At 72.3% G+C, this 26,641-nt stretch carries 23 protein-coding genes and 1 tRNA gene; 9 read left to right on the forward strand and 15 right to left on the reverse strand.

The features are described from left to right. Window positions 1–20: 20 nt before the first annotated feature. The 9 genes from ACFY8W_RS19480 to ACFY8W_RS19520 all read right to left on the reverse strand — a co-directional run bounded on the left by ACFY8W_RS19480 (window position 21) and on the right by ACFY8W_RS19520 (window position 10,072). Window positions 21–827, reverse strand: a complete 807-nt coding sequence (locus ACFY8W_RS19480) for an HAD-IIB family hydrolase (RefSeq protein ID WP_391106420.1) — start codon at window positions 825–827, stop codon at window positions 21–23. Then, window positions 824–2,113: a serine--tRNA ligase gene (gene serS / locus ACFY8W_RS19485; RefSeq protein WP_391106422.1), complete on the reverse strand. Its 1,290-nt coding sequence runs from the start codon at window positions 2,111–2,113 to the stop codon at window positions 824–826. The genes ACFY8W_RS19480 and serS overlap by 4 nt, the downstream gene beginning before the upstream one ends. A gap of 350 nt (window positions 2,114–2,463) precedes the next feature. Continuing rightward, complete coding sequence (gene pheA / locus ACFY8W_RS19490) at window positions 2,464–3,399, reverse strand: prephenate dehydratase (RefSeq protein WP_391106424.1); 936 nt, start codon at window positions 3,397–3,399, stop codon at window positions 2,464–2,466. Window positions 3,400–3,605: 206 nt separating this feature from the next. Then, a complete protein-coding gene (gene efeB, locus ACFY8W_RS19495; protein WP_391106898.1) occupies window positions 3,606–4,880 on the reverse strand; it encodes an iron uptake transporter deferrochelatase/peroxidase subunit in 1,275 nt (424 codons plus the stop codon). Continuing rightward, window positions 4,877–6,916, reverse strand: coding sequence for a copper resistance protein CopC (locus ACFY8W_RS19500; RefSeq protein ID WP_391106426.1), 2,040 nt, complete (start codon window positions 6,914–6,916; stop codon window positions 4,877–4,879). Before ACFY8W_RS19500 ends, efeB begins: the two co-directional genes overlap by 4 nt. Before the next feature lie 26 nt (window positions 6,917–6,942). Continuing rightward, the gene (locus ACFY8W_RS19505; RefSeq protein ID WP_391106428.1) at window positions 6,943–7,395 is read right to left on the reverse strand and encodes a copper chaperone PCu(A)C; all 453 of its coding nucleotides are present in this window, start codon (window positions 7,393–7,395) and stop codon (window positions 6,943–6,945) included. Next, window positions 7,392–8,135, reverse strand: a complete 744-nt coding sequence (locus tag ACFY8W_RS19510; protein WP_391106430.1) for an SCO family protein — start codon at window positions 8,133–8,135, stop codon at window positions 7,392–7,394. The genes ACFY8W_RS19505 and ACFY8W_RS19510 overlap by 4 nt, the downstream gene beginning before the upstream one ends. Window positions 8,136–8,163: 28 nt before the next feature. Continuing rightward, window positions 8,164–8,934: a DUF1775 domain-containing protein gene (locus tag ACFY8W_RS19515; protein WP_391106432.1), complete on the reverse strand. Its 771-nt coding sequence runs from the start codon at window positions 8,932–8,934 to the stop codon at window positions 8,164–8,166. Between the two features lie 304 nt (window positions 8,935–9,238). Then, the gene (locus ACFY8W_RS19520; protein ID WP_391106434.1) at window positions 9,239–10,072 is read right to left on the reverse strand and encodes a hypothetical protein; all 834 of its coding nucleotides are present in this window, start codon (window positions 10,070–10,072) and stop codon (window positions 9,239–9,241) included. A gap of 309 nt (window positions 10,073–10,381) precedes the next feature. Here ACFY8W_RS19520 and ACFY8W_RS19525 point away from each other — a divergent pair, with 309 nt between their 5' ends. Beyond that, window positions 10,382–10,837 carry an ATP-binding protein gene (locus ACFY8W_RS19525; RefSeq protein WP_391106436.1) on the forward strand — a complete coding sequence of 152 codons (456 nt, stop codon included), beginning with the start codon at window positions 10,382–10,384 and terminating at the stop codon, window positions 10,835–10,837. A gap of 62 nt (window positions 10,838–10,899) precedes the next feature. Here the strand turns inward: ACFY8W_RS19525 and ACFY8W_RS19530 are convergent, their stop codons facing one another. Both ACFY8W_RS19530 and ACFY8W_RS19535 read right to left on the reverse strand, forming a co-directional pair. Beyond that, a complete protein-coding gene (locus ACFY8W_RS19530; RefSeq protein WP_391106438.1) occupies window positions 10,900–12,369 on the reverse strand; it encodes an aminopeptidase P N-terminal domain-containing protein in 1,470 nt (489 codons plus the stop codon). A 249-nt stretch (window positions 12,370–12,618) separates the two neighbouring features. Beyond that, complete coding sequence (locus tag ACFY8W_RS19535) at window positions 12,619–14,040, reverse strand: SpoIIE family protein phosphatase (protein WP_391106440.1); 1,422 nt, start codon at window positions 14,038–14,040, stop codon at window positions 12,619–12,621. A 1,040-nt stretch (window positions 14,041–15,080) separates the two neighbouring features. Here ACFY8W_RS19535 and ACFY8W_RS19540 point away from each other — a divergent pair. Both ACFY8W_RS19540 and ACFY8W_RS19545 read left to right on the forward strand, forming a co-directional pair. Beyond that, window positions 15,081–15,686 carry a bifunctional DNA primase/polymerase gene (locus ACFY8W_RS19540; RefSeq protein WP_391106901.1) on the forward strand — a complete coding sequence of 202 codons (606 nt, stop codon included), beginning with the start codon at window positions 15,081–15,083 and terminating at the stop codon, window positions 15,684–15,686. A gap of 194 nt (window positions 15,687–15,880) precedes the next feature. Beyond that, window positions 15,881–16,516, forward strand: a complete 636-nt coding sequence (locus ACFY8W_RS19545) for a hypothetical protein (protein WP_391106442.1) — start codon at window positions 15,881–15,883, stop codon at window positions 16,514–16,516. A 254-nt stretch (window positions 16,517–16,770) separates the two neighbouring features. Here the strand turns inward: ACFY8W_RS19545 and ACFY8W_RS19550 are convergent, their stop codons facing one another. The 3 genes from ACFY8W_RS19550 to ACFY8W_RS19560 form a co-directional block, all read right to left on the reverse strand. Continuing rightward, window positions 16,771–17,757 (reverse strand): DUF5926 family protein, encoded by a 987-nt coding sequence (locus ACFY8W_RS19550; RefSeq protein WP_391106444.1) that lies wholly within the window; start codon window positions 17,755–17,757, stop codon window positions 16,771–16,773. Window positions 17,758–18,042: 285 nt separating this feature from the next. Further along, window positions 18,043–18,645: an ATP-binding protein gene (locus tag ACFY8W_RS19555; protein ID WP_391106446.1), complete on the reverse strand. Its 603-nt coding sequence runs from the start codon at window positions 18,643–18,645 to the stop codon at window positions 18,043–18,045. Between the two features lie 165 nt (window positions 18,646–18,810). Continuing rightward, a complete protein-coding gene (locus ACFY8W_RS19560) occupies window positions 18,811–19,635 on the reverse strand; it encodes a glycerophosphodiester phosphodiesterase family protein (RefSeq protein ID WP_391106448.1) in 825 nt (274 codons plus the stop codon). A 156-nt stretch (window positions 19,636–19,791) separates the two neighbouring features. Between ACFY8W_RS19560 and ACFY8W_RS19565 the strand changes: the two genes are divergently transcribed. From ACFY8W_RS19565 to ACFY8W_RS19575, 3 genes are all read left to right on the forward strand, one after another. Continuing rightward, window positions 19,792–21,267 carry a trypsin-like peptidase domain-containing protein gene (locus tag ACFY8W_RS19565; protein ID WP_391106450.1) on the forward strand — a complete coding sequence of 492 codons (1,476 nt, stop codon included), beginning with the start codon at window positions 19,792–19,794 and terminating at the stop codon, window positions 21,265–21,267. Window positions 21,268–21,364: 97 nt separating this feature from the next. Continuing rightward, window positions 21,365–21,451 (forward strand) — tRNA-Ser (locus tag ACFY8W_RS19570). 517 nt (window positions 21,452–21,968) lie between these two features. Continuing rightward, window positions 21,969–22,373, forward strand: a complete 405-nt coding sequence (locus ACFY8W_RS19575) for a hypothetical protein (RefSeq protein WP_391106452.1) — start codon at window positions 21,969–21,971, stop codon at window positions 22,371–22,373. Window positions 22,374–22,472: 99 nt separating this feature from the next. Here ACFY8W_RS19575 and ACFY8W_RS19580 read toward each other — a convergent pair whose 3' ends face one another. Next, complete coding sequence (locus tag ACFY8W_RS19580; RefSeq protein ID WP_391106454.1) at window positions 22,473–23,447, reverse strand: bifunctional DNA primase/polymerase; 975 nt, start codon at window positions 23,445–23,447, stop codon at window positions 22,473–22,475. A 365-nt stretch (window positions 23,448–23,812) separates the two neighbouring features. Here ACFY8W_RS19580 and ACFY8W_RS19585 point away from each other — a divergent pair, with 365 nt between their 5' ends. The 3 genes from ACFY8W_RS19585 to ACFY8W_RS19595 all read left to right on the forward strand — a co-directional run bounded on the left by ACFY8W_RS19585 (window position 23,813) and on the right by ACFY8W_RS19595 (window position 26,640). Next, window positions 23,813–24,118: a hypothetical protein gene (locus ACFY8W_RS19585; protein ID WP_391106456.1), complete on the forward strand. Its 306-nt coding sequence runs from the start codon at window positions 23,813–23,815 to the stop codon at window positions 24,116–24,118. Window positions 24,119–24,385: 267 nt separating this feature from the next. Continuing rightward, a complete protein-coding gene (locus ACFY8W_RS19590; RefSeq protein ID WP_391106458.1) occupies window positions 24,386–25,558 on the forward strand; it encodes an acyl-CoA dehydrogenase family protein in 1,173 nt (390 codons plus the stop codon). Between the two features lie 74 nt (window positions 25,559–25,632). Further along, window positions 25,633–26,640, forward strand: coding sequence for an OB-fold domain-containing protein (locus ACFY8W_RS19595; RefSeq protein ID WP_391106904.1), 1,008 nt, complete (start codon window positions 25,633–25,635; stop codon window positions 26,638–26,640). Window position 26,641: the final 1 nt, after the last annotated feature.

The following is a 26,641-nucleotide window of genomic DNA, read 5'->3' on the forward strand; positions in this document are numbered from 1 at the left end:
GCTTTCCGTACCGGTGTCCGCTAGGCGCCCAGCAGGCGCTCCAGGACGACGGCGATGCCGTCCTCCTCGTTCGAGGCGGTCACCTCGTCCGCCACCGCCTTCAGCTCCTCGTGGGCGTTGGCCATGGCCACGCCGTGGGCCGCCCAGCCGAACATCGGGATGTCGTTGGGCATGTCGCCGAAGGCGATCGTCTCCGCGGCCTTCACGCCGAGCCGGCGTGCGGCGAGCGACAGCCCGGTCGCCTTGCTGAGGCCGAGCGGCACGATCTCCACGATGCCCGGACCCGCCAGGACGACGTCGACGAGCCCGCCGATCGTCTCCTTGGCGATCCGGGTCAGCTCGTCGTCGCCGAGCGTCGGATGCTGGACGTAGAGCTTGGTCAGCGGCGCCGACCACAGTTCGGCCGGGTCCTCGTACGGCACGTACGGCAGGGGACCGTCCTGGACCCGGTAGCCGGGTCCGATCAGGACCTCGCCCTCCAGGCCGTCGCGGCTGGCGGCCAGGGCCAGCGGCCCGACCTCCGCCTCGATCTTGGAGAGTGCCAGGCCGGCCAGCTGCCGGTCGAGGGTCAGCGAGGTCAGCAGCCGGTGCTCGCCGGCGTGGTAGACCTGCGCGCCCTGCCCGCACACCGCGATCCCCTCGTAGCCGAGGTCGTCGAGGATGTGCCGGGTCCAGGGCACGGCCCGCCCGGTCACGACGATGTGCGCCGCTCCGGCCTCCGTCGCCGCGGCGAGCGCGGCGCGGGTGCGGGCGGAGACGGACTCGTCGGCCTTGAGCAGCGTGCCGTCGAGGTCCGTCGCGACCAGGCGGTAGGGGAAGGTGCTCACTTGGAGATCGGCTCCAGGACCTCACGGCCGCCGAGGTAGGGACGCAGCACCTCGGGGACGCGGACCGAGCCGTCGGCCAGCTGGTGGTTCTCCAGGATCGCCACGATGGTGCGCGGTACGGCGCACAGCGTGCCGTTCAGGGTGGCCAGCGGCTGCACGGTCTTCTTGCCCTCCTTCTCGTCGCGCATGCGGACGGAGAGGCGGCGGGCCTGGAAGCCGTCGCAGTTGGAGGCGGAGGTCAGCTCGCGGTACTTGCCCTGGGTCGGGATCCAGGCCTCGCAGTCGAACTTGCGGGAGGCGGAGGCGCCCAGGTCGCCGGTGGCGACGTCGATCACCTGGAACGGCAGCTCCAGGGAGTTCAGCCACTGCTTCTCCCACTCGAGGAGCCGCTTGTGCTCGGCCTCGGCGTCCTCCGGAGCGACGTACGAGAACATCTCGACCTTGTCGAACTGGTGGACGCGGAAGATGCCGCGGGTGTCCTTGCCGTACGTGCCGGCCTCGCGGCGGAAGCAGGGCGAGAAGCCGGCGTACCGCAGCGGCAGCTTGTCGGCCTCGATGATCTCGTCCATGTGGTACGCGGCGAGCGGGACCTCGGAGGTGCCGACCAGGTAGTAGTCGTCCTTCTCCAGGTGGTACACGTTCTCCGCGGCCTGGCCGAGGAAGCCGGTGCCCTCCATGGCGCGCGGGCGGACCAGCGCGGGCGTGAGCATCGGGATGAAGCCGGCCTCGGTGGCCTGGGCGATTGCCGCGTTCACGAGGGCGAGCTCCAGGAGCGCGCCGACGCCGGTCAGGTAGTAGAAGCGCGAGCCGGAGACCTTGGCCCCGCGCTCGACGTCGATGGCGCCGAGCGCCTCGCCGAGCTCCAGGTGGTCCTTGGGCTCGAAGCCCTCGGCGGCGAAGTCGCGGATGGTGCCGTGCGTCTCGAGGACGACGAAGTCCTCCTCGCCGCCGACCGGGACGTCCGGGTGGACGATGTTGCCGAGCTGGAGGAGGAGCGCGCGGGCCGTCTCGTCGGCCTCGTTCTGCTCGGCCTCGGCGGCCTTGACGTCGGTCTTGAGCTGCTCCGCCTTCTGCAGGAGCGCGGCGCGCTCCTCGGGGGAGGCCTTGGGGATCAGCTTGCCGAGCGACTTCTGCTCGGAGCGGAGTTCGTCGAAGCGGACGCCGGACGACCTGCGCCGCTCATCGGCGGAGAGCAGGGCGTCGACGAGTGCGACGTCCTCTCCACGGGCGCGCTGGGAGGCGCGAACACGGTCGGGGTCCTCACGGAGCAGGCGAAGGTCAATCACCCCCCCAGGCTACCGGTGCGACCCCGGACGCCCCCACCCGATATGGCAATGCGTCTCGCTTTGCCCGAATTGCATTGTTTTTACCGAATTCCCCTGGGAGGGTTCTCCACAGCAATGCACAGCGAGAGTGAGTTATCCACAGGCTGTGCGAAAGATCTGTGGACCATGAAGATCGCGTCCATTTTCCCACTCCTTCGAGTGGGAATTGCCCACCCTGAAGAGTGGGGGCCCGGAGCTGGGCTGACGGGCGACTGGTGCGGATTTGTCGACCGGGCCGACGCGCCTTGTCGACTTGTCCCCAGGTCGAGGAGCGTGCCTGTGGATAACTTCTGTGGGTAACCCGGCTCGGGTCAGGCCCGGCCGTCCTGGGCGCGCGCCAGCCAGTCGGAGGCGTCGGTGAATTCCACGTCCGAGGTGCCGCGGCGCAGCGGCCGGACGTCCTCCCGCGAGACGCCCGCCCGCGGATACGAACCGAGGAAGCGCACGTTCGGGCAGATGCGCTTCAGGCCCATCAGCGCCTCGCCGACCCGTCGGTCCGAGATGTGCCCCTCCGCGTCGACGGCGAAGCAGTAGTTGCCGATTCCCGCGCCCGTCGGCCGCGACTGGATCAGCATCAGGTTCACACCCCGCACCGCGAATTCCTGGAGGAGTTCGAGCAGGGCGCCGGGGTGGTCGTCGCCCAGCCACAGAACGACCGAGGTCTTGTCCGCACCGGTCGGCGCCGCCGGCCGGGCCGGCCGGCCCACGAGCACGAAGCGGGTCTCCGCGTTCGCCGCGTCGTGGATCTCGGTGACCAGGGCCTCGAGACCGTACGTGGCCGCCGCGAACTCGCCCGCGAAGGCCGCGTCGAACCGGCCCTCCTGGACCAGCCGGGCCCCGTCCGCGTTGGAGGCGGCCGACTCCCACAACGCGTCGGGAAGGTTGTCCCGCAGCCAGTTCCGCACCTGCGGCTGGGCCACCGGGTGCCCCGTGACCGTCTTGATCTCCGAAAGCTTCGTCCCGGGCCGTACGAGCAGGGCGAAGGTGATCGGCAGCAGCACCTCGCGGTAGATCATCAGCGGTTCGCCGGAGGCCAGCTCGTCGAGGGTCGCGGTCACCCCGCCCTCGACCGAGTTCTCGATCGGCACCAGCGCCGCCGCCGCCTCGCCGTTCCGTACGGCGTCCAGCGCGGCCGGGACCGAGACCATCGGGACGAGCTCCCGCGTCGCGGCCTCGGGCAGCGTACGCAGCGCGGCCTCCGTGAAAGTGCCTTCGGGACCGAGATACGTATACCGGGTGGCGGACATACGGTCACCCTAATGGCAGCGGGCCGCCGAAGGCCCACGGCCGGTGGCGCGGAACGCCCCCGGAACGGGCACCGCCGAAGGCCCCTTGCCTCAGGCACCACCGAAGGCACCCCGGCCCGGGCACCAGCGAAGGCCCCCGGCCCGGGAGCCGCCGAAGGCCCTCCGGCTCGGCCACCATCGAAGGCACCCGGCCCGGGAGCCGCGCCTCAGGCCTCCAGCAGTCGCTGTCCCACGTACTCGCCCTCGGCCGGCCCACCCGGCACCGCGAACAGACCGCTCGCCTCGTGCCGGAGGAACGGGGACAGCGCGTCACCCCGGTCGAGCTTGCGCTGCACCGGTACGAAGCCGCGCAGGGGATCCGCCTGCCAGCAGACGAAGAGCAGCCCGGCGTCCGGGGTCCCGTCCGCGGCGATCCCGTCGTGGAAGGAGAAGGGGCGACGGAGCATCGCCGCCCCGCCGTTCTGTTCGGGGGCGGAGATCCGGGCATGGGCGTTGTCGGGGATGACGCCCTTGCCGTCCGGGCCGATCTTGTTCAGGTCGAGCTCGGTGGTCTCGGTCCCGCCGGTGAGCGGCGCCCCGTCCGACTTGCGCCGCCCGATCACCTTCTCCTGCTTGTCCAGCGGCAGCTTCTCCCAGTCGTCGAGCAGCATCCGGATCCGCCGGACGACCGCGTACGAGCCGCCCGCCATCCAGTCCTGGGCGCCGGCCGCGCCCTGCGGCACGAAGATCCGCCGGTCGAAGTCGGCGTCCGTCGGCTTGGGATTGCCCGTGCCGTCTATCTGGCCCATCAGGTTCCGGGCCGTCATCGGGCGGGCGGTGGCACCGGCCGAGCGGTTGAAGCCGTTCATCTGCCAGCGCACCCGGGCCGCGTCACCCGCGTCCTTCTGGATCGCGCGCAGCGCGTGGAAGGCGACCAGCGCGTCGTCCGCGCCGATCTGCACCCACAGATCGCCCTCCGAGCGCTTCGGGTCGAGCACGTCGGAGGAGAAGGCCGGCAGCGGGTCGAGCTGCGTCGGACGGCGCGCGGTCAGCCCCGTGCGGTCGAAGAAGGTGCGGCCGAAGCCGAAGGTCACCGTCAGGGAGGACGGGCCGGCGTCGAGGGCGATGCCGGTGTCGGCGCCCGCGGCCGCCGTCCGGCCCGCCATCAGCGCCTTCGCGGTGGCCGACCAGCGGCGCAGCAGTGCGGCGGCCTCCTTGCGGCCCGCGCCGGGTGCGAGGTCGAAGGCGACAAGATGGCCCCGGGACTGAAGCGGAGTGGTGATCCCCGCTTGATGTTTCCCGTGAAACATCACCTCGGTCGAACCGACCGTGGTCAGGGCGGGCGAGCCGGTGGAGCCGGAGTCGTCTCCGGCGGCGGAAATCCCCACGCCACCGGCAGCGCCGATCACGAGGCCGGTCGCGCCCGCCGCCCCGACGGTGCCGAGGAGCCGGCGTCGGGAGATTTCAAGGTTGTCGTTGCTCACGGGCTTGCTCACGGTCAGCCGATCTTCACGTTCTTCTCGATGGTGGTCTGGTCGATGTCGGAGGTGCGGACGGTCACCTGCATGAGCCACTCGCCCGCCATCGGCAGCTGGACACCGGTCGCCGTCCAGTGTCCGGTCTGGACGCGGTCGGGCAGCACCGGCAGCGGGCCGATGTTCTTCTCCTTGAGGGTGAAGGCGACCTTCACCTCGGGGACGTCGAGACCGCGGCCGTTGGGGCGCAGCACGTAGATGTGCAGGGCGTTGGAGCCGGTGCGGCCGGGGTCGAGGGTGAGCTGCACGGTGCCCTTGCCGTCCACGCCGCCCGTGTCGAAGGGCAGCCGGACATCGATCGGGCGGTTCGGCACCGCGGCCGCGCCGGCGGCGGACCGGCCCTGGCCCGCCTCCTCCTCGGTACGGGCGGGCTCGGTCGAGGTCAGCACGGTCGTCACGGCGAGCAGGACGACGGCGACGGCGGCCTCGGTGAGCACCGAACGGCGCAGCCCGGCCCGCTCGGGATCGGCGTCCCGCGCCTTCTTCCGCGCGGCGGTGGCGACGGCGGCGCGCTGCCGCGCGAGCTGCGCGGCCCGCTCGGCGCCGGCCCCGGTCCCGGCCGCCTCGCCCGCCGCGCCGCCCGCCGCCTCGCCCGCCGCGCCGCCCGCCGCCTCGCCCGCCGGCTCTTCCCCGAGTCGGTCCACGAGTCCGTCGGAATCCGCGTCCGTGTCCGTGTCCGACTTCGCGTCCGAGTTCGCGTCCGCGTCCGCGTCCGAGTTCGCGTCCGTGTGCGCGTCGTCGTCGGCCTCGGCGGCGGCCGGCCGCTCCGCGAGTCGCCGCACCCACCTCCGTGACACCCAGCCGACGCCCACGAGGACGGCGACAAGCCCGATCTTGACCAGGAGCAGCTGCCCGTAGCGGGTGTCCGTCAGCGCGGACCAGGTGCCGACCTGCCGCCAGGACTGGTAGACGCCGGTGGCCGCGAGGACGACGACCGACCCGAAGGCGATGTTCGAGTAGCGCTCCACGGCCCGGCGTTCGACCGACGGGGCGCGGTGGAGCGCGACGAGCAGCGCCGTGAGCCCGCCGAGCCAGGTGGCCACGGCCAGCAGGTGGAGGATGTCGACCGGCATGGCGATGCCCGGCTGGATCCCGGTCGAGGCGTGCTCGGCGAGCGCCCACGTGCCGGCGATGCCGGCCGCGACCACGCTGCCGCCGATGGCGAGGCCGAAGGTGAGGTCCTTGTGCTCCTTCTCGTCCGTCCGCCGCGCGTACGCCCCGAAGAGCACGGCCACGAAGAGCGCCGCCGCGCCGAGCAGCAGGAGTCGCGAGGAGAGCGCGGCGCCGGTCTTGGTCTCCAGGACGGCCCGCAGCCCGCCGAGGTCGAAGACGTCGCCGAGTTTCCCGGTCCGGGTGTACGGGTGACGGAGCATCAGCAGCGCCAGGGTGGCCGCGGTCAGCGTGAGCCAGCCCCGGACGACGAGCCGCTGCACCGGCCGCACGGAGGCCCCGCGCGGCCAGCAGGCCAGGACGAAGACGCCGCCGCCGACGAGGACGACGAAGCCGGCGTACGCGAGGTAGCGGGCGATGCCGTACAGCGTGCCGACGAGTCCGCCGCCCACGGCGGTCTCGGGCAGCGCGACGGAGGTCGTGGACGGGGCGCCGATGGAGAAGGTGAAGGCGCCGGCGACGGGATGGCTGTCGGCTGAGACGGTCTGCCAGGCCACGGTGTAGGTGCCGTCGGGCAGTCCGGGCAGCAGCGCGACCCCGTAACGGACGACCGAGCCGCTGCACAGGTCGCGGATCTCTCCGGTGTCGACCCGCTTGCCCGAGGGGTCGAGCACCCGGATCGAGTCGTCGCTCATGGCGACCTGTTCCGAGAAGGTCAGGTTGACCTCCTTGGGGGCGGTGGCGACCACCGCCCCGTCCTGCGGGTCGCTGCCGGTCAGCGCCGCGTGCGCGGACGCGGGGCCCGCCGTGGCGAGCAGGGCGCCCAGCAGCGCGGCGGCGACGAGCAGCAGCCTGGTGAGGGCGGGCCCGAGGCGCGGGGCGGTGGTGGTCACTGTTTCTGTCACTCCCTGGGGCGAGCTCAGTGCTGCTTCGGGTTGTGGTTGGGCGCCTCGACGGGAAGCTCGACCTTGATGGGGTCGGCCTTCTCGAAGTGCAGCTCTATGGCGACCTTCTCGCCCTGCTTGGGCTGCTTCTTCAGGTCCATGAACATGATGTGGCTGCCCCCGCGTTCGAGCTTCAGCTCGCCGTTGGCCGGGATGTCGAAGGACTCCACCTTCTGCATCTTCTGGTTCTTCGTCTCGTGGATCTGGACGTCGTCCGAGATGCCGCTGGTGACGGAGGTGAGCTTGTCGGCCGTGTCACCGCTGTTGGTGATGGTGAGGAAGCCGCCCGCCATGTCCATCACGGGCTGGGGCATGAACGCGCCGCTCACCTTGAGCTCGGGTCCGCCGTCCTCGGACGAGCAGCCGGTCAGGGCGAGCGCGGCGGCGAGTGCGACGGCGGCGGACAGGGCGGTGGTGCGGCGGTTCACGGGTTCTCCCCCTTGATGATCTTCGGCAGGTCCTTGGCGTAGTCGTCGGCGGTGGTGTCCTCGCCGTACAGCACGTAGCCCTGGTCGGTGGTCGGCGAGAACGCGATCACCTGGGCGCCGTGCATGGAGACGACCGAGCCGTCCTTCTCCTTCTTCGGCGGGTCGATGCCGATGCCGATGGAGCGGGCACCGGCCTGGATGGCCGAGAAGTCGCCGGTCAGTCCGGTGAAGGTCGGGTCACCGGCGGCTGGCAGCCACCTGCCGAGCTCGGCGGCGGTGTCCCGCTCCGGGTCGGTGGTGACGAAGACGACCTGGAGCTTGTCCTGGTCGGCCTTGGGGAGCTGCTTGCGCGCGATGGCGATGTTGCTCATGGTCAGCGGGCAGACGTCCGGGCAGTGCGTGTAGCCGAAGTAGAGCAGGGTCGGCTTGCCCTTGGTCCTCTCGCGCAGGTCGAACTTCTGGCCCTTGGTGTCGGTGAGCACCAGGTCGGGCTTGGTGAAGGGCCGGTCGAGGACGGTGGCGGCCTTGGTGGCGTCGGTGCCGCCGGAGACCTCGGCGACCGCGCTCTTCGGGCCGGACGTGTCGCCGTCCCCGCCGCCGAGGCCGACGGCGGCCGTGACGCCGATCGCCGCGACGATGGCCGCCGTGGCGATGACCAGCGGGGCCCGGCGGCCGGGGCGGCCGCCGTCCTTCCCGCCCTCGGCACCGGAGGTCTGAACAGCTGTCTTCTTGTCGGACATGGTGTTTCTTTCGGTGAGGGGACGGCCGTCAGGCCGAGCGGCGGCGCCCGGCCAGGACGCCGAAGGCGATTCCGGCGACACCCACGAGGATGCCGATCACCCCGAGCACCCGGGCCGCCGTGTCGGTCGATCCGGCGGCCTCCTCGTGCGCGCCGCCCCTGTCGTGGTGGCCGGCCTTGTCGGCGGCCTTGCCGTCGGCGGCGGGCGTGGCGCCGCCGCCGTGGTGGTCGCCGGTCGCGGCGGCCAGCTTCAGGACGGGCGCCGGGTTCTCGGGCTCGGCCGCGCCTTCCTTGGGCTCCTCGATCCAGCGCACGACCTCGTTGTTGTCGTAGGTCTGGATCGCCTTGAGGACGAGCCGGTCGGTGTCCTCGGGCAGCTGCCCGAGGGAGAGCGGGAACTGCTGGAACTGGCCGGGGCCGATCTTCGAACCGTCGGCGGTCCAGGTGACCTTGGCGACGGCCTCGTTGATCTTCTTGCCGTGCAGCTCCAGCGGCTTGGCGAGCTTGGCCTTGGTGACCTCGACCTTCCAGCCGGGCACCGGCTGCGGCATCACGGAGGCCAGCGGGTGGTCGGTCGGGAAGTTCACCTCGACCTTGACGGTGGAGGCGTTGTCGCGCTCGTTCGGCACCTTCACGTTGACGGTGGCGTAACCGCCCTTGGCGGCCTCGCCCTGCGGCTGCACGCTCACGTGGGCGAAGGCGGTGCCGGAGAGCAGCAGCACGGAGGAGACGGCGACACCGCCGGCGAGGGCGGCGCGGGACAGGAACGTACGGGACAGGTGCGTACGGGAAACGCTCATGGCAGAAGACACTCCAGCTCGGAGAGGCGATGCGGAAGACATCCGCGAGACGGGTGCGGAGCGGTCCGCGCGTGCTCACGCCGGCGGCGACGGGCGTCGGGAGACACGTTCCGGACGACGGGTCCCGGCCGGAGCTCCCGGCCGGGGCCGCGGCCACGGGACGTGGTGACGGTTCCTGGCCGGAGGTCCTGGCCGGAGTCCGGCGGTCCCGGCTACGGGACGTGGTGACGGGTCTCGGCGGCGACGGTGTCGGCGGGTGGGCAGGCGCGGACGGCCGCGGAGCCGCCCAGAGGAGCGGTCCGCGTCAGGCTGCGAGGACGCAGGAGACGGCCGGCGGGCCGCGCCTGATCACCGTGTGCTGAAGTGCCTCGGCCACCGGCGGCGGCGAGGAGTCGGCCGTACGGGCGGGCCCGCGCGGCCCGGTGGCCGGAGCGCCCGGCAGACCGGCGAGCAGGGTCCGTACGAGCGAGAGCGCGGCGCGCAGCGCGCGGACGAGCGCGCACTCGGCGAGCTCGACGGCACCCTGCGCGGACAGCGCCACGAGCCGGCCGAGGGCGAGGTCGCCCCGGCGCAGCAGCCAGCCGGTCGCGAGCGCGGCCAGCAGGTGGCCGAGCAGCATCGGCAGGCTCGGCACCAGTTCGGCGGCGCGGGCGGTCGCGGTCGCCGCGTCCGTCGCGCCCGCCATGCCGGCCGCGCCGCCGAGGTGCTCGTGCACCCCGGAACCGGCGGTGGTCCCGGCCGCGCCGACGGCCGCGGGCGCGAGCCCGGCGTCACGGACGATCCGGGCCGCGTCGGCCGGATTCAGCGCGGAGGTTCCGCCGCAGACCAGCTTGGCGGCGAGCCGGAGCAGGGTGTCGTCGCCCTGCGGCCCCACGACGACCCGGCGCTGGCCGAGCCCGAACAGGGCGTGCAGGCCGAGCTGTCCGACCGTCAGCGCGCCGACGATCGCGGGCAGCGAGCGCTCGCGGTCGGCGAACAGCACCGTGATCCCGAAGACGCCGAGGAACCCGGCGACCAGCGACCACGCGGCGATCCCCGCGCAGGCGGCCAGGGCGTGGCCGAGCGCGGACAGCACGACGCAGACCGCGGTGAACACCGCGGCCCTCAGCAGGCGTGGCGCGAGCGCGGGGGCAGACATGGCGGGCCCATCATCGCACCAGCCCCACCCCTCCCATACGGCAGGTCCGGAAGGTCGCTCTTGGGGCCCTTCCGACCGACATACACCGGCCCGCGGGGCCGGGGGACCGCAGCGCACGGGGCCGGGGTACCGCGGCGCACGGGCCGTCGTATACCGGCCCACGGGGCCGACATACACCGGCGTCCTGGATCGCGCATCCGCCGAACGGGGGCTGTTGCCCTCCCAGGGGGCTTATGGACCACGCGGCACGGCAATACGTATCGGTATGTCGTGCCGCAGCATGTCGAGCCGCAGCCAGGAGGCTGAAGCATGAGCATCTGGTGGTCCCTGCATCTGCGGCGCGAGGCCGCGAGCGTCCCGCTCGCCCGGCGGCTGCTGCTCGGCACGATGGAGACGGCGGGGGTCGACCCGGACGTCTCGTACGAGCTGTCGGTGGCCCTCACGGAGGCCTGCGCCAACGCGGTCGAACACGGCGGTGCCGTCGCCGGCCGCGGCGGCCCGGTCTCGGAGGCGTACCGCGTCACCGCCTATCTCGACGGCGAGACCTGTCGCATCGAAGTGGCCGACTCGGGCCCCGGATTCTCGGCGGCCCCGGCGGGGCAGCGGGCCGTGGCGGCCGACGAGGCCGAGAACGGGCGCGGGCTCCGGCTGATCGAGGAGCTCGCCGACCACGTCCACTTCGGACGCACGGGACGGGGCGGCGCGCTCGTCAGCTTCGACAAGATCATCAAGTGGCGCCCGGACGCGCCGCTGGCGCTCACCTAGCCGACACGTGAAGGGCCCCCGCCGACTCCGGTCGGCGGGGGCCCTTCACGAGGTGCGCGAGATCAGCCCTTCAGGCCGGCCATCCACGCCTCGACCTCGTCGGAACGGCGCGGCAGCGCCTCCGAGAGGTTCCGGTTGCCGTCCTCCGTGACGAGGATGTCGTCCTCGATCCGGACGCCGATGCCCCGGTACTCCTCCGGCACGGTCAGGTCGTCGGCCTGGAAGTAGAGCCCGGGCTCCACGGTCAGGCACATGCCCGGCTCCAGGGTCGTGTCGACGTACGCCTCTGTGCGCGCGGCGGCGCAGTCGTGGACGTCCATGCCGAGCATGTGGCCGGTGCCGTGCAGAGTCCAGCGGCGCTGCAGACCGAGCTCCAGGACCCGGTCCACCGGGCCCTCGACCAGGCCCCACTCGACGAGCTTCTCGGCGAGCACGCGCTGGGCGGCGTCGTGGAAGTCGCGGTAGGCGGCGCCCGGCTTCACCGCGGCGATGCCGGCCTCCTGCGCCTCGTACACAGCGTCGTAGATCTTGCGCTGGACGTCCGTGAACCGGCCGTTGACCGGCAGGGTGCGGGTGACGTCGGCGGTGTAGAGCTCGGTGGTCTCCACGCCGGCGTCGAGCAGCAGCAGGTCGCCGGAGCGGACCGGGCCGTCGTTGCGGACCCAGTGCAGGGTGCAGGCGTGCGGACCGGCGGCGGCGATGGTGCCGTAGCCGACGTCGTTGCCCTCGACGCGGGCACGCAGGAAGAAGGTGCCCTCGATGTAGCGCTCGCTGGTCGCCTCGGCCTTGTCGAGGACCCTGACGACGTCCTCGAAGCCGCGGGCGGTCGCGTCGCAGGCCTTCTGCAGCTCGGCGATCTCGAAGTCGTCCTTCACGAGGCGGGCCTCGGAGAGGAAGACCCGCAGCTCCTCGTCGCGCTCGGCGGTGACCTTGTCGACGAGCGCGGACTCGATGCCGGCGTCGTGGCCGCGGACGTTGCGGACCGGGCCGGTGGCCTCCTTGAGCCACTCGGGCAGCTCGCGGACGTCCTTCGCCGGGATGCCGAGCAGCTGCTCCGCCTCGGCGAGGGAGTGGCGGCGGCCGACCCACAGCTCGCCCTGGCCGTCGAGCCAGAACTCGCCGTTCTCGCGGTTCGAGCGCGGCAGCAGGTAGACCGTGGCCTTGTGGCCGTCCTTGACCGGCTCCAGGACGAGCACGCCGTCCTGCGTCTGGTCGCCGGTGAGGTACGCGTACTCGGTGGAGGCGCGGAAGGCGTACTCGGTGTCGTTCGACCGGGTCTTCAGCTTGCCGGCCGGGACCACCAGGCGCTCGCCCGGGAAGCGCGCGGAGAGCGCGGCACGCCGGGCGGCGGTCTGCGCGGCCTGCGCGATCGGCTCGAGGCCGTGCAGCTCGGTGTCGGCCCAGCCGGACTTCATGTTCTCGGCGAGCTCGTCGGAGACGCCCTGGTAAAGGCCGTTCTTGCGCTGCTTGATCGGCTGCTCTTCGGAATCCTCCGGGGTCTCCGGGTTCTCCGGCGTGAGCTCCTCGGCCACGGGTCTGCCTCCTTGTGGGTACGACAGTGGTACGACACTGAACCTTCACCATCGTACGGTCGTGCGGAAGGGTCCCAGAGGCGGAAGACCCATTACCGGTGGGTCACCCGTGCCCGGTGGTGAGCATCCTCACTCGTAGCGGACGCGCCTCGAAGCGGGTGGCCGCGGAAGGGGCGCACTCGAAGCGGGATGCCCCGAAGCGGACGCGCCTCGAAGCGGGATGCCTCGAAGCGGGCGGCCGGAACGGGCTCACTCGAAGCGGGCGGCCAGCAGCACCACGTCCTCGCCGTCGGCGGCCGGGGCGTCGAGACCTTCCGGGAGCACGGTCCGCAGGACGTGGTCGGCGACCGCGCCCGGATCGGCCCGGTCCGCCTTCGGCACGCTCGACGCGGCGGCGTGCAGCCGGGCGAAGGCCCGGTCCATGGCGTCGCCGGTGCGCCGGAGCAGCCCGTCGGTGTAGAGCAGCACCGTTTCTCCCGGCGCGGGCGACAGCTCGACGCTGGGCGCCTCCCAGCAGGACAGCATGCCCAGGGGCGCGGACAGCGAGGTCTCCACGTACTCGGTGCGGTGCTCGCCGACGACCAGCGGCGGCGTGTGACCGGCCCCGGCCAGCACGATCCGGCGCGCGGCCGGCTCGCAGTAGGCGAAGAGCGCGGTGGCCGAGCGCGCGGGCTCGGTGAGGCGGAGCAGCAGTTCGAGGTCGGAGAGGACGGCGACCGGGTCCTCGCCCTCCATGACGGCGTACGCGCGGAGCGAGGCCCGCAGCCGTCCCATGGCGGCCAGGGCGCTCGGCCCGCTCCCCGTGACGGAGCCGACGGCGAGGCCGAGGGCGCCCTCGGGCAGCGGCAGCGCGTCGTACCAGTCGCCGCCGCCCTGGGGAACGGTGTGGTGCCGGGCGGCGAGCTGGACGCCGGGGACCCGGGGCAGTCGGCTGGGCAGCAGCTCCTCGGAGACGGTGGCGAGCCGGACCCGGGCGCGCTCGACCTCCAGGAGGCGGGCGAGGTGCTCGGTGGCGAAGCGGCCGTAGAGGCCGACGAGGTGGCGCTGGCGTTCGGCGGGCTCGGCCGGCTCGTCGTACAGCCAGACGAGGGCGCCGAGCTTTCCGGCTTCCTCGGTGGCGAGCGGCAGGGCGTAGCTGGCGGCGTAGCCGAGGCGGGCGGCGACCTCGCGGTGGCGCGGATCGAGGTCCTCCTCGCCGCGCAGGTCGGGGATCGCGACGGGGCGGGGCAGGGCGCCCTCGGGGAGCGGATCGAGGCCGTCGAGGATCCGGCCGTACGAGGTGACGCTGCGGGGCACGGTCTCGATGGTGCCGAGTTCGGCGTGGGCGAGACCGAGACCGACGGTGAGCGCCGGGCCGAGGCCGTCGGCGGGTTCGAGGACGGCCATGCCGCGGCGGGCCCCGACGAGGGCGGCGCCGGCGCGCAGCACCTCGTGCAGCGCGCCGTCGAGCGAGCCGGCCCTGATCAGGGACTCGGTGAGTTCGTGGAGCAGGGTGAGGTCGGAGACCCAGCCGGCGAGGCGGTCCTGGAGCGGGCCGCCGGAGGGACCGGAGGCCGCCGACACCGCGGCGGACATCGCGGAGAGCGGCGCGCCGATCGCGGCCGCAGTGTGCGGGGGAGAAGGAACAGTGGAATCGATTCCGGCCACTTTCGGCGCACGTGGGGTACTCATCGCACTCGGCTTTCCGACCTGCGCGTTTCATGCAATAGCATCGCAAACCCCCAAGTCATTCTGCGCCGCTATCCATCGATCCACATCTACACGCACATGTGGATCGATGTCCAGCATTGTCACCATGGGACTTCTGGTGTCCGTGAGATGCGGCGAGAGGGTTGAAGACTAGGGGAAGTTGGCCGAAAATTACCCCCGGTGTGCACCATTTGCGGTCGACTGGCGTCGTTTGAAAGCGCGTCATTTTGAGCGTGACGGGTACGTAATCGGTGACGGGCAGGGGCAGTTGGAGACGCCCCTGAATACGGACGCGGAACCCGAGCGTCCTCATCACCGCAGGCCGCACCCCTACCCCGAGTGGCGGGGAACGTGTTCCGGCAGGATCGCCGCCTGGAACGCCCGCCGAGAGCGCCCGCCGAGTCCGGGCGCGGCTCGTATGCGCTGAGGCGCGAGTGATACGCACGGTGAAGACATGTGTACGTGCTGTGATGTGCACGTGGTGTGATGTGGATTCGGCGTTCAACGGAAAGGAACGAGCGCTCATGCGCGAGATCCTCGGAAGGCGACGCAGGCTCCGGTTCGGGCGCGGCAGGCGCGGGGGCCCGGCGGGCGTGTCGGACCTGGTGGGCACGGCGGACGCCGCCGACGCGGCCGACGCGGCAGACGTTCGGGGCGCGGAGCGCCGGACGCCGGCAGCGCGCGTGACAGGTGGCGCACGCGGGGCGCGCACGGCGCCCGCGGCGCCCACGCCGGATGACCGGCTCGGAGCGGCGCTCCTGTACGCCACGGAGTGGGAATGGCCGGTCCTGCCCGGCGTGGGCGTGCGGGTGAGCGGCGCGTCGGCCGCGAAGTCGCCGGCCGGCGCCGCGCGCACCGCGGCGAGAGCCGGTGCGGAGGCCGGTGCCGGCGCGGAGACGGGCGAGACGGGCGCGGGCGTGGGTGAGACCGGCCGCCGCAGGACGCCGTGGTGGGCGGCCGGCCCGTGGACGACGGGACTGTCGACGACGGGCCTGTGGGCCGCCATGACGTCCAGGACGGTCATGAGGTCGACGAGGTCCACGGGTCCCACGACGTCCGGGTCCCGGCGGGGTACCGGGGTCGAGCCGCTGCCCGCCGTCGTGGGCTGCGCCTGTCCCGATCCCCAGTGCGTCGTGCCCGGCGCGCACCCCTTCGACCCGGGCCTGCTCGCGGCCACCACCGACGCCCGCATGATCCGGTGGTGGTGGAGCCGCCGCCCCGAGGCCCCGGTCCTCCTCGCCACCGGCGGCCGCGCCCCCTGCGCGGTCAGCCTGCCGGCCGTCGCCGGCGCCCACGCGCTGACCGCGCTCGACGCGCTGGGCATGCGGCTCGGGCCGGTCGTCGCCACGCCCACCCGCTGGGCGATCCTCGTCGCCCCGTACGGCCTCGAACGGCTCGGCGAGCTGCTGTACGCGAAGGACTGCGTGCCCAGTTCGCTGCGCTTCCACGGCGACGGCGGCTATCTGCCGCTGCCGCCCTCGACCACCGGCACCGGACAGGTCCGCTGGGAGCGGGCGCCGCTGGAGGGCTCGGCGCGACCGTGGCTGCCGGACGTCGAGGCGGTCGTGGACGCCCTGGTCGAGGCGAGCACGAGCATGCCGGGCGGCGGTAGCAGGCTCGCGTACTGAGAGCGGGCGCCTGCCGACCGAGGACTCGGGCGCCGGGCGCCGGGTTCACCCGAACGGGTGTGGAACGCCCCGGCATCCAGGCGAAACGGGCGCGCGGCCGGCCGGGAGCCCGCCGGCCGCGGATATCTTCGCGGGGAGGATCCGTTCCCGTTGGGTCCGTTCCCGAGAAGCAGGTGAGCCGACGTATGGGGCGCATGAGTCCGGCACAGCTTCGTGGACTGGGGCTCGGTGCCGCCGTGCTGGTCGCCGTTCTGGTGCCGATCGCCGCGTCGGCCGGCCCCGCGGGAGGCCCGGCACGGGGCTCGACCGGGTCGGGCAGCGGCACCGGGGACGCCGGGGACGCGAAGGGGAACGGGCTGATCCCGGAGCTGGGCCTCGGGCCCGTCCGTGACTCCGCCGCCGGTACCGCGCCGGACGCCGCTCCGGATGCCGTCCCGGATGCGGGGCCGGACGCCGAGTCCGACTCCGGGGAGCCGCCTTCCGCCACGCGCTGCGGACCCGAACTCGCCTCTCCCGACGGGGTCGAGGCGCAGACCTGTGTGGTGACGGAGGGCGCCGACACCTGGGCCCGTACGTACTACCGCAACAGGACGGGGCAGGAGCTCGACGCCGTACTCACCCTGATGGCGCCCGGCGGGCGGACCGTACAGGTGCGGTGCGCTGTCGAGGCGCGGGACGAACCGGGCACGTGCGAGACGCCGAGGGAACCCGTGCGGGGCGGAGTCGACGCTTATACGGCGGTCGCGGAATTCGCCGGAGCGGGAGAGGGCGGCAACACGCCGCTGCTGCTGCGCTCGGGAAGCAACGTGGCGGATCCGGGCGGCAGTTGAGCCGGGAGCGCGGAATCCAGGATTCCGTGACGAGCGCGCGCCCGTCCCCCGGGCAGGATCCCGGACATGAGAACGCCCGATCGCTGGCGACGGGGGATGCACCAGCGACCGGGCTTCCAGAACGGTAACAAGAGATCTGCCGTTCGCAAATTCGATCTCGGTTATTCGGACAGGGATTTAGCCCTTCCGAGGGGGGTCTTGTGGCGGACGTCACCGACTGGTCGGTCTGTCAGTCACGGATACCACCCCGGGTATCAGCTGAGCGTCACCTGGCGGTTGGTGAGGCCGCCGCGCGCACGGCGCTCCTCCGGGGTGAGCGGGGCGTCCGAGTCGAGCGCCGCGGCAAGGCGCTCGGCGAACTCGGCGGCCGGCTTCTCGCAGTCCTCGGCGGTCATCGAGGTCGGCAGGTCCCACACCGGGACCATGAGCCCGTGGGCCCGGAAGGAGCCGACGAGGCGGGTGTCGGGGCCGAGCGAGGAGGTGCCGGCGGCCTGCAGCCGGGCGAGCGCGTCGAGCAGCTTCTCCTCCGGGTGCGGCATGACCCAGCGCAGGTGGTTCTTGTCCGGCGTCTCGCACCAGTACGACGAGTCCACACCGGCGAGCTTCACGGTGGGGATCGCGGCGGCGTTCGCGCGCTCCAGGGAGGCGGTGACCTCCGGGTTGGAATTGTCCGCGGACTCCGGAATCCAGAATTCGAATCCCGAGTGCACGACCGGCGAAAAATCGCTGTCCGCGTCGAGCAGATCCTGAAGTCGCGGACCCTCCGCCGGTACGCGACGGGCGGCGACCGGAGTGCCGGGCTCGGCGACCAGCGCGCGCTCCAGGGTGTCGGCCAGGTCGCGGGCCAGGTCACCGGACGAGGAGTCGTTCTGCAGCGCGACGAGCACGGAGCCGTCGTCGCGGCGCAGCGCCGGCCAGGCCATCGGCAGCACGGTCGCGAGGGTCACGGACGGCACGCCCTCGGGCAGCCCGCCCTTGAGGGTGAGCGGCACGGTCGCGGCGGGCACCAGCTCGCGCAGCGCGACCCAGTCGCACTCGCCCGGCAGGCCCTCGAAGGGACGCTGCACGAGCTCGGTCACCGCGTGCGAGGCGGCCCGGCCGTGACACGCCTTGTAGCGGCGGCCCGAACCGCACGGGCAGGGCTCGCGCGCGCCGACGACCGGGATCTCCCCGTTCGTGACCTGTGCCTGGCCGGTGGTGCCGGCCTTCGCGGGCTTCGTCTGGGGGCGCTTCTTGGCCATGGTGTGGCTTTCTCCCGATCGCGGCGGTGCTGTCTCGGGCGCGAGCCTAGCCGTACGCGGTCCCACACGCGGGTATGCCGGACCACTTCCTCAGGGAGTGCCGGTGCCACTTCCTTGGGGAGTGCCGGTGCCATCTCCTGGGGAAGAGTGGGTGCCGCTTCCTTCAGGAGCGCCGGTGTCACTTCCTCGGGGAGTGGGTGCCCCTTCCTTCAGGGATGCCGGTGCCGCGTCCTTCAGGGGTGCCGGTCGCGGGGAGGCGCCGCCCGGCGCCCCGCCCGGTCACCCTCACTCCAGCTCGTCGTACGCGTCCAGGAAGGCGAGTCCGGAGCCGCTGCCGACCCGGGCCGCGAAGTCCTCGCGGCGATGGCCGCCGGTGACCTGCACCCAGACCGTGACCTCGCCGGTCGCGCTGTCCCGTACGCCCCAGTCCTGGGCGAGCGCGCTGATGATGTTCAGCCCGCGGCCGCCGCGCGCCGTGACCGACGGTGTGGCCGGAACAGGGCGGGTGGGACCGCCGCCGTCCGTCACCTCCACCATGAGTCCGCCCGAGCGGTCGATGCTCCAGGCCGCCCGTACGTCACCGTCACCCCTGTCCGCACAGCCCAGCGGTCTGCCGTGCCGACAGGCATTGCTCAGCAGTTCGGAAAGGATCAGTACCGCGTCGTCGACGACCGATTCGGCCATTCCGCTGCGGCTCAACTGCTCCCGCATCCGGTGCCGTGCCTCACCCACGCCCGCAGGGCCATGGGGAACGGCCATGCTCGACGACGTGGGCACCTCCTGTGCCACCACCAACGCCACCCCCGAGACCTCCTTTGCCCCACGCCACGAGGTGAATGCCCCAATGGCCTGGACCGGAAACCGGCCAGTACGCCTCCGGTGACGCACTCGTGACGATCGCGTACGTCCCGAACGCGCCGGTGCACACCCCGCACGCCTGTGACGACCGGTGCAAAAGGGGTGACCGGGCTCCAATTGGAGAGGCGTGGGCACGGGCTCCAGTGGGCCTCCGTGGCCTTTAATGGGGCCTCCAATGGGCCTCCAGCGGGTCCTTTAGAGGCGGCCCAACTGGGACAGGACCTGCTTCGGCCGGTTCGTGATGATCGCGTCCACGCCGAGCCGCTCGCACAGCTCGACGTCCTCCGGCTCGTCGACGGTCCAGACGTGGACCTGGTGGCCGGCCTTCTGGAGCCGCAGGATCACGGCGGGGTGGTGGCGCACGATCCGGATCGAGGGACCGGCGATCCGCGAGCCGGCCGGAAGCCGTCCGTCGCGCAGCCGCGGCGAGACGAACTGGGAGAGCGAGACCGTGGGCAGGGTCGGTGCGGCCTTCGCGATGCGGTACAGCGAGCGGGCCGAGAAGCTCATGACGCGGACCGGCGATTCCTCGGGCGCGGCCGGCTCGGCGAGTCCGAAACGGTCGAGGAGCTGCAGCAGCTTCTCCTCCACCTGCCCGGCCCACCGGGTGGGGTGCTTGGTCTCGATGGCCAGTTCTATGCGCCGGCCCGCGTCGGAGACCAGCTCCAGGAGGCGCTCCAGGGTGAGGACGGAGGTGGCACCGGGGTCGCCCCAGTCCGGGCTCTCGCCGGCCTCGTCGCGTCCCTTCCAGGTGCCGAAGTCGAGCGCGGCGAGGTCCGCGAGCTCCAGGGCGGAGACGGCGCCCTTGCCATTGGAGGTGCGGTTGACGCGGCGGTCGTGGACGCAGACCAGGTGGCCGTCGGCGGTGAGCCGGACGTCGCATTCCAGGGCGTCGGCGCCGTCCTCGATGGCCTTCACGTAGGCGGCCAGGGTGTGCTCGGGGGCGTCCTCGGAGGCGCCGCGGTGGGCGACCACCTGGACGGAGGCTCGGCGGCTCGGCTGCTGCGGTGCGTGGGTCACCGCGTCATGGTACGGGTGTCCGTTATGGCCGCATATAAAGATAGAGGGTGCGGACGCACAGCTCCGGCTTACAGTGGCCTGACGTGCTGTGGGAAAAGCTGACCGCAGCGACCGTGCAATCCGTGCGACGGTCGGACAGTGAGCGAGGAGAGAGCTGTGAGCACCGAGAACGAGGGCGCGGCGGTTCCGGCGGACCAGAGTGCCCCGTCCACTCCTTCCACGCCTCCGGCCGCCCCGCCCGCGCCTGCCAGCCCGCCGTCCGCGCCTCCGGCGCAGCCCGCGCAGGGCGAGCAGTCGTCCGCGAAGCCGGTGACGGAACCGACGACGGAGCCGATCCCGGCGGTCCGGGAGCCGAGGACCGCCGAGCCGGTCACGGCGGTCCAGGAACCGGTCACGGCGGTCCAGGAGCCGGCGACCGCCACGGCGGCGGCTGCCAGTGGATGGCCGCCCGCCCCGCCCGTGACCCCGTCCTGGGGCGCGCCCGTTCCGCCAGTCCCGGAGGCCCCGCGCAAGCGCACCGGAGGTCTGGTCGCGGCCGTCCTCGTCGCGGCCCTGGTCGCCGGCGGTGTCGGCGGTGGCATCGGCTACTGGGCGGCGTCCCAGCGCGACGGCGACTCCGGGAGCTCGACCACGGTCTCCTCGGGCGACGCGCCCTCCTCCTTCAAGCGCGACCCGGGCACGGTCGCGGCGGTCGCCGGCAAGGCGCTCCCCAGCGTGGTCACCATCCAGGCGAAGTCCGGCGGCACGGACGGCGAGGGTGGCACGGGCACCGGCTTCGTCTACGACAAGGAAGGCCACATCGTCACCAACAACCACGTGGTGGCGTCGGCGGCGGACGGCGGCACGCTCTCCGCGACCTTCTCCAACGGCAAGACGTACGACGCCGAGGTCGTCGGCCGCGCCGAGGGCTACGACGTGGCCGTCCTGAAGCTGAAGAACGCGCCCTCGAACCTCGTGCCGCTGCCTCTCGGCGACTCCGACAAGGTCGCCGTCGGCGACTCGACCATCGCGATCGGCGCGCCCTTCGGCCTGTCGAACACGGTCACCACCGGCATCATCAGCGCCAAGAACCGCCCGGTCGCCTCGGGCGACGGCTCCGGCGGCAAGAACTCGTACATGAGCGCCCTGCAGACGGACGCGTCGATCAACCCGGGCAACTCCGGCGGCCCGCTGCTCGACGCGAGCGGCGCCGTGATCGGCATCAACTCGGCGATCCAGTCGGCGGGCAGCGGCTTCGGCCAGTCCCAGGCGGGCTCGATCGGCCTCGGCTTCGCGATCCCGGTCAACCAGGCCAAGAACGTCGCCGAGCAGCTGATCAAGACGGGCAAGCCGGTCTACCCGGTCATCGGCGCGGTCGTGAACATGCAGGACCGTGGCGAGGGCGCGACCATCGCCGACCAGGGCACCGGCGGCACCCCTTCCATCACCCCGAACGGCCCCGCTGCCAAGGCCGGCCTGAAGCCGGGCGACGTGATCACCGCCTTCGACGACCGCCAGATCGACAGCGGCCCGACCTTGATCAGCGAGATCTGGACCCACGAGCCCGGCGACTCCGTCAAGATCACCTACGAGCGCGACGGCAAGCCCGCCACGACGACGGTCACCCTCGGCGAACGCACCGGCGACAACTGACCACCCGCACGGCACCCGGGCCCTTACGGCAGCCATACGACCGGTGCCCGCGAGCCGGTAGGCTGTAGCCGCTCCGCGCCAGGCGGCGTGGGGTGAGGGTGGGTTGCCCGAGCGGCCTAAGGGAACGGTCTTGAAAACCGTCGAGGCAGCGATGTCTCCGTGGGTTCAAATCCCACACCCACCGCAGGCAGGTCAGAGAAGCAGCAGGTCAGAGGGCGGTCCCCGGGATCCGGGGGCCGCCCTCTGTGCTCAGGCGGCGCGCTGGCGCGGCGTGGCTGCTCAGGTGCGGTCGATGCGGGCGAGCAGCGTCCGCGCATCATTGGTGCGGATGTCGTCCGGGCCGAAGGCGGCCAGGCAGGTGTCGTAGGCGGATGCGGCCAGCGGGCGGGCCTCGGGGCACGGGCACGGGACCCTCGACGGGCCTCTTGAAGCGCCAAGTCGGAGCGCAGTACCAGGAATTCGGGACCGCCCTCCGTGCGTATCAGGGGAATCCGTTCCGGTTGCGAGCCGGGAGGCGTTGGGGGAACGTAGTGGGTGAAGGGCCTGGAGGCTGCTGAATGAGCTGGTCAAAGCGCCGCAGCAGCTGAACCCCGGCCCGGTTCACGGACAGCCCCGCGAAATCGGCACCCGATCCTGGCTGTCATGTCAGCGCTAGGGGCGTCCCCACGGAACTACTCGTACGCCAACGAGCAGGTGCTCCCATGTCTATGCGCACGTCCCGCATCTCCATGGCCTCGGTCCTCACCGCGGTGCTGGTCGGCGGCCTCCTGGCGGCCGGTCCGGCCTCGGCAGCGCCACCAGTCGGCTCGGTGTCCTTCAAGGGGAAGGTGACCTGCAAGACCGCATTCCCGACCCCCAACACGTCCGTCCCCACCCGGGTATCGCTGGACAGCGGTGAGGACGATGCGTCGGGTCGCACCAACAACCCGACCGACCGCAGGGCGACCTACGGTCCCCTCACCCTCGATGTCCCGCTGGACTCGCCGTTCAGTCTCACGGTCGAAGTCACGTGCAAGGCACCGGGGAAGAAGGCCCAGACGTTCGAGAGGGCAGTCCCCTACGACAACCTCACCGAGGGCGACGAGGTCTCGCTGAACATCAAGTAGGCGCCTATGGAGCACGCCGCGCACCGCCTCGTAGGACCACGGGTCTGACGGGGCGTCTGCGTCGTCTCGCGGTTGCCGCCTCGGACGTCCGGGGGTCGGTCACACGGGTCCGGGGCCGTTCTGCCGGGTGCCGGGGAAGCCCGACCGTGCGGTGATCGTGGCTGCCGAGGCGAACGTGGCGTGGATCTCCGGCGCCGGCAGGCCCGCGCTCAAGGCGGCTTCGGTGAGGCGGGGCAGGAGGGTGGGGGCGAGACCGGTTTCGTAGGCGCGGCAGGCGGCCCAGAAGAGGCGGGTGTTGCGCTGGCCGCGAGGAGCGGCCTCGACGAAGCGGACCAGGCCCTGCCCGCCGTCGGACGGGCCGGTCGGCCTGTCCGGTCCGGGGTCCCGCGGCGGGTCGGGCGGGGCCAGCAGGGGCAGCAGGGCCGCGGGGCAGGGGGCCGGAGAGAGGTCGGCCGTGCCGGGGGCGAGGCGGTAGGTGCCCCGCGGGGTCACGGAGCCGGGGCCGACCAGGTAGCCGCCCGCGCCGCGGATGTCGACGCCGGGGGCCAGCCGGCTCGCCGAGTTCGGGATCACGGTGTCGGGCGGGCCGGTCAGCCAGAGGTGGCGGCCGCCGCCGGGGGTGAGGACCGTGACGGTCGGCGGGACGGTGAACCGATGGTGGCGCGCCAGGGCGTCGAGCGCGGCCACGCCGTCGAGCGCCGCCGCGCAGTCGGCCTCGGCCCGTACGTCCAGGTCCACGCCGATGAGGCGGTGCGGCGGCCGGCCGCAGGCGATGCCGTAGCCCGTGGCCCAGGGAGCGGCGGCGAACAGGGCTCGTACGGCGGCCGGGTCGGTGGTCGCGTCGTACACGCCGTGACCGGGCAGGCCGCACTCCCCGCGGCAGGGGACCGGCAGGCGCTCGCCGCCGCCCTCGCCGCTCCTGGCGCCGCGCGCCGCCCGGTGCGGTGAGCGGAGGGCCGGGAGCTTCGTGCGGGACAGGGGAATGACGGGGAGCCCGCGCTCCGCGGCGGAAAGGGCGTGGGCGACGGCCAGGGCGTGGGTCAGAGCGGTGGTCTGCCGGGCAGAGGCGGTCATGGATTTATTTTCGTACGTAAGTTCGATAAAAGGAAGAGGGGGAGGGTGGGGGTGAGCGGAAGGGCGGATTGGCTGAAAAGCTGCCGAAACGCTTCCCCTCTTGCCGTGCCCGGCCTCCTGGCTTCTTCGGGCCTCCATTCCTGTGAGCTGCGGGTTTGATGAGGTCGAGGGGGTTTATCGACTTGTCTTCATGCTTGAGGGGGAATTGGGTGCTAGGGGGTGGTTCGCCGGGGATTCGGTGGGCAACTCTGATCTTGCGACGTCGAGCACAGCGACCGAGGCGGCCGGCCAACTGCCTTGGTTCAACGAGTAGTTCAGTGCATTCAGCGCAGTAGTTCAGAGCTTCAGTTCCTGGAGGAACAGACATGGCAAGCATCCGTACCGCCCGCGTTCTCGCCGCTGCCGCCGCCCTGCCCCTCGCCGCCGCGCTCTTCACGGGGGTGGCCCAGGCCGACAACGGTGGATTCGCGAACGACGGATCGAATGCGAGCGTCGCCACGATCATCGGCAGCGGTGTCGGTGGCAACAACAGTGGCAACTCCACCACCACGCAGCAGGTGGCGACCGGCTCCGGCGCCTCCAACCAGAACAACACCGCGAGCGTGAACGGCTCCGCCTTCACGCACATCGACCAGTCCAACGCGGTGGTCAACTTCTATCCGTGGTGGTAGCCGGCCCGACGGGGGGATGATCGTGGGGTGAACGACGGCCCGTGCGGCGGTACTTCGGTACCGACCGCGCGGGCCGTTCCCGTCGGGTCGCCTGCCTGTCGCACGCCCGTCACACGTCCATCGCACGTCCATCGCGCGCCCGTCGCCTGCCCACCGCCGCCTCATCGCGCTGCCGTTCTTGACACGGGTCACGGCTCTGACCGAATCTGACGGCCTGTCAGAAATGCTTGCAGGGAAAGCCCGTCCTCCTCACGAGAGGCCGTCGCCGTGCACCTCGCCCCGACCGAACGGCAGCTACGGCTGCGCGCCGAGCTCCGCGCGTACTTCCGCGACCTGATGCCCGACGGCCCACCGCCGCCGACCGACTCCGCCGCCCAGCGTGCCCTGCTGCGCCGCATCGGCGCCGACGGGCTGCTGGGCCTCGGCTGGCCCGAGGAGTACGGCGGGCAGGGCCGCGGCCCCGACGAGCAGTTCGTCTTCTTCGACGAGGCCTACCGGGCCGGCGCCCCCGTCTCGATGGTCACCCTCAACACGGTCGGCCCGACCCTGATGAAGTACGGGACCGAGGAGCAGAAGGCCTCCTTCCTGCCCCGCATCCTCCGCGGCGAGACCGTGTTCGCCATCGGCTACAGCGAGCCCGAGGCCGGCACCGACCTCGCCTCCCTCCGTACCCGGGCCGTACGCGACGAGGGCTCCTGGCTGATCGACGGGCAGAAGGTCTTCACCTCCAACGCCCAGAACGCCGACTGGATCTGGCTGGCCTGTCGCACCGACTCCGACCCCGGCACCCCGCGCCACCGCGGCATCTCGATCGTCCTGGTCCCCACCGACGCGCCGGGCTTCTCGTGGACGCCCATCGAGACCGTCGGCGGCCTGACCACCACGGCCACCTACTACGACTCCGTCCGCGTGCCCGTCGGCAACCTCGTCGGCCCCGAGCACGGCGGCTGGGGGCTCATCACCAACCAGCTCAACCACGAGCGGGTCGCGCTCGCCGCGATCGGCATGCAGGCCGAGGACTTCTACGCGGCCGCGCTGGACTCGGCTCGTACACCCGATCCGGTGACGGGCAGGCGTCGGATTGACGAGCCGTGGATACGGATCCGGGCCGCCGAGGCGCATGCCCGGCTGGCGGCAACGCGCCTGCTCAACTGGCGTTTGGTGGGGGACGTGGGGGCGGGTCGGCTGGGGCCGGGGGACGCGAGCGGAGTGAAGTTCGCGGGAACCGAATCGGCGGTCGAGGTGTACCGAATGTGTCAAGAGATCGCGGGTGGGGCCGGACTGGTCCGAGCGGGGTCGCCGGGAGCGTTCGACGGCGGCGAGCTCGAGCGGATGAACCGGGCCGCCCAGATCAACACCTTCGGGGGAGGGGTGAGCGAGGTGCAGCGCGAGATCGTCGCGACGATGCGGCTCGGCATGAAGGGGAGGGGGCGCCGATGAGCACGGAGGAGAGCAGGGAGCAGAGCACGGGTGCGGGCAGGGGTTCGGGCGCGGGCGCGGGCAGGGGCGCGGGCATGGGTGCGGCCACGGGTACGGCCACGGCCACGGGTACGGACCAGCGGACCGGTGCGGCGACGGGCACGGCCACGCCCGCGGACCCGCTGTACGAGCGGCTCAAGGCGTACGAGGGGCGGTCCACGTCCAACGCCTCCGTCGGCAAGGACCCGGTCAACGAGCCCATGATCCGGCACTGGTGCGAGGCGATGGGCGACACCAACCCGGCGTACGAGGGGCCCGACGCCGTCGCGCCGCCCACCATGCTCCAGGCGTGGACCATGGGCGGCCTGTCCGGACATCCGGACCGCTCCGGGGCGTACGAGGAGCTGTCCGCCCTCCTCGACGACGCCGGATTCACCTCGATCGTCGCCACCGACTGCGAGCAGGAGTACCTGCGGCCGCTGCGGCCCGGCGACAGGATCACCTTCGACGCCGTCATCGAGTCGGTCTCGCCGCGCAAGACGACCAAGCTCGGCACCGGGCACTTCATCACGACCCGCATGGACGTACGGGCCGGCGGCCTGCTCGCCGGAACCCATCGGTTCCGCGTCCTCAAGTACGCGCCGGCCGCGCGGAGGGTCCCGGAGCCCGGGCGGCCCAAGCGGCCCAGGCCAGTGATCAACCGCGACAACGCAGGCTTCTGGGAGGGCGTCGCGGAACACCGCCTGCTGATCCAGAGCTGTGTCGGTTGCTCGACCCTGCGGTTCCCCTGGCTGCCGGGATGCAACGCGTGCGGCTCGCGGGAGTGGGACACCGTCGAGGCGAGCGGCGAGGGGACCGTCTACTCGTACGTGGTGATGCACCACCCGCCCTTCCCGGCGTTCACCGTGTCCGACCACGGCGCGGACACGGGCGGTCCGTACGCCGTCGCGCTGATCGAGCTGGCCGAGGGCGTGCGGATGATCAGCAACGTGGTCGGGGTGCCGTACGACAAGGTGCGGATCGGGATGCCGGTCCGGCTGGAGTTCCTGCGGGCGGACGAAGAGCTCGAGCTCCCCGTGTTCCGCGCGGGCGGGGAGGGCTGAC

It is taken from the genome of Streptomyces sp. NPDC012637 (assembly GCF_042954805.1).
GTDB lineage: Bacteria > Actinomycetota > Actinomycetes > Streptomycetales > Streptomycetaceae > Streptomyces.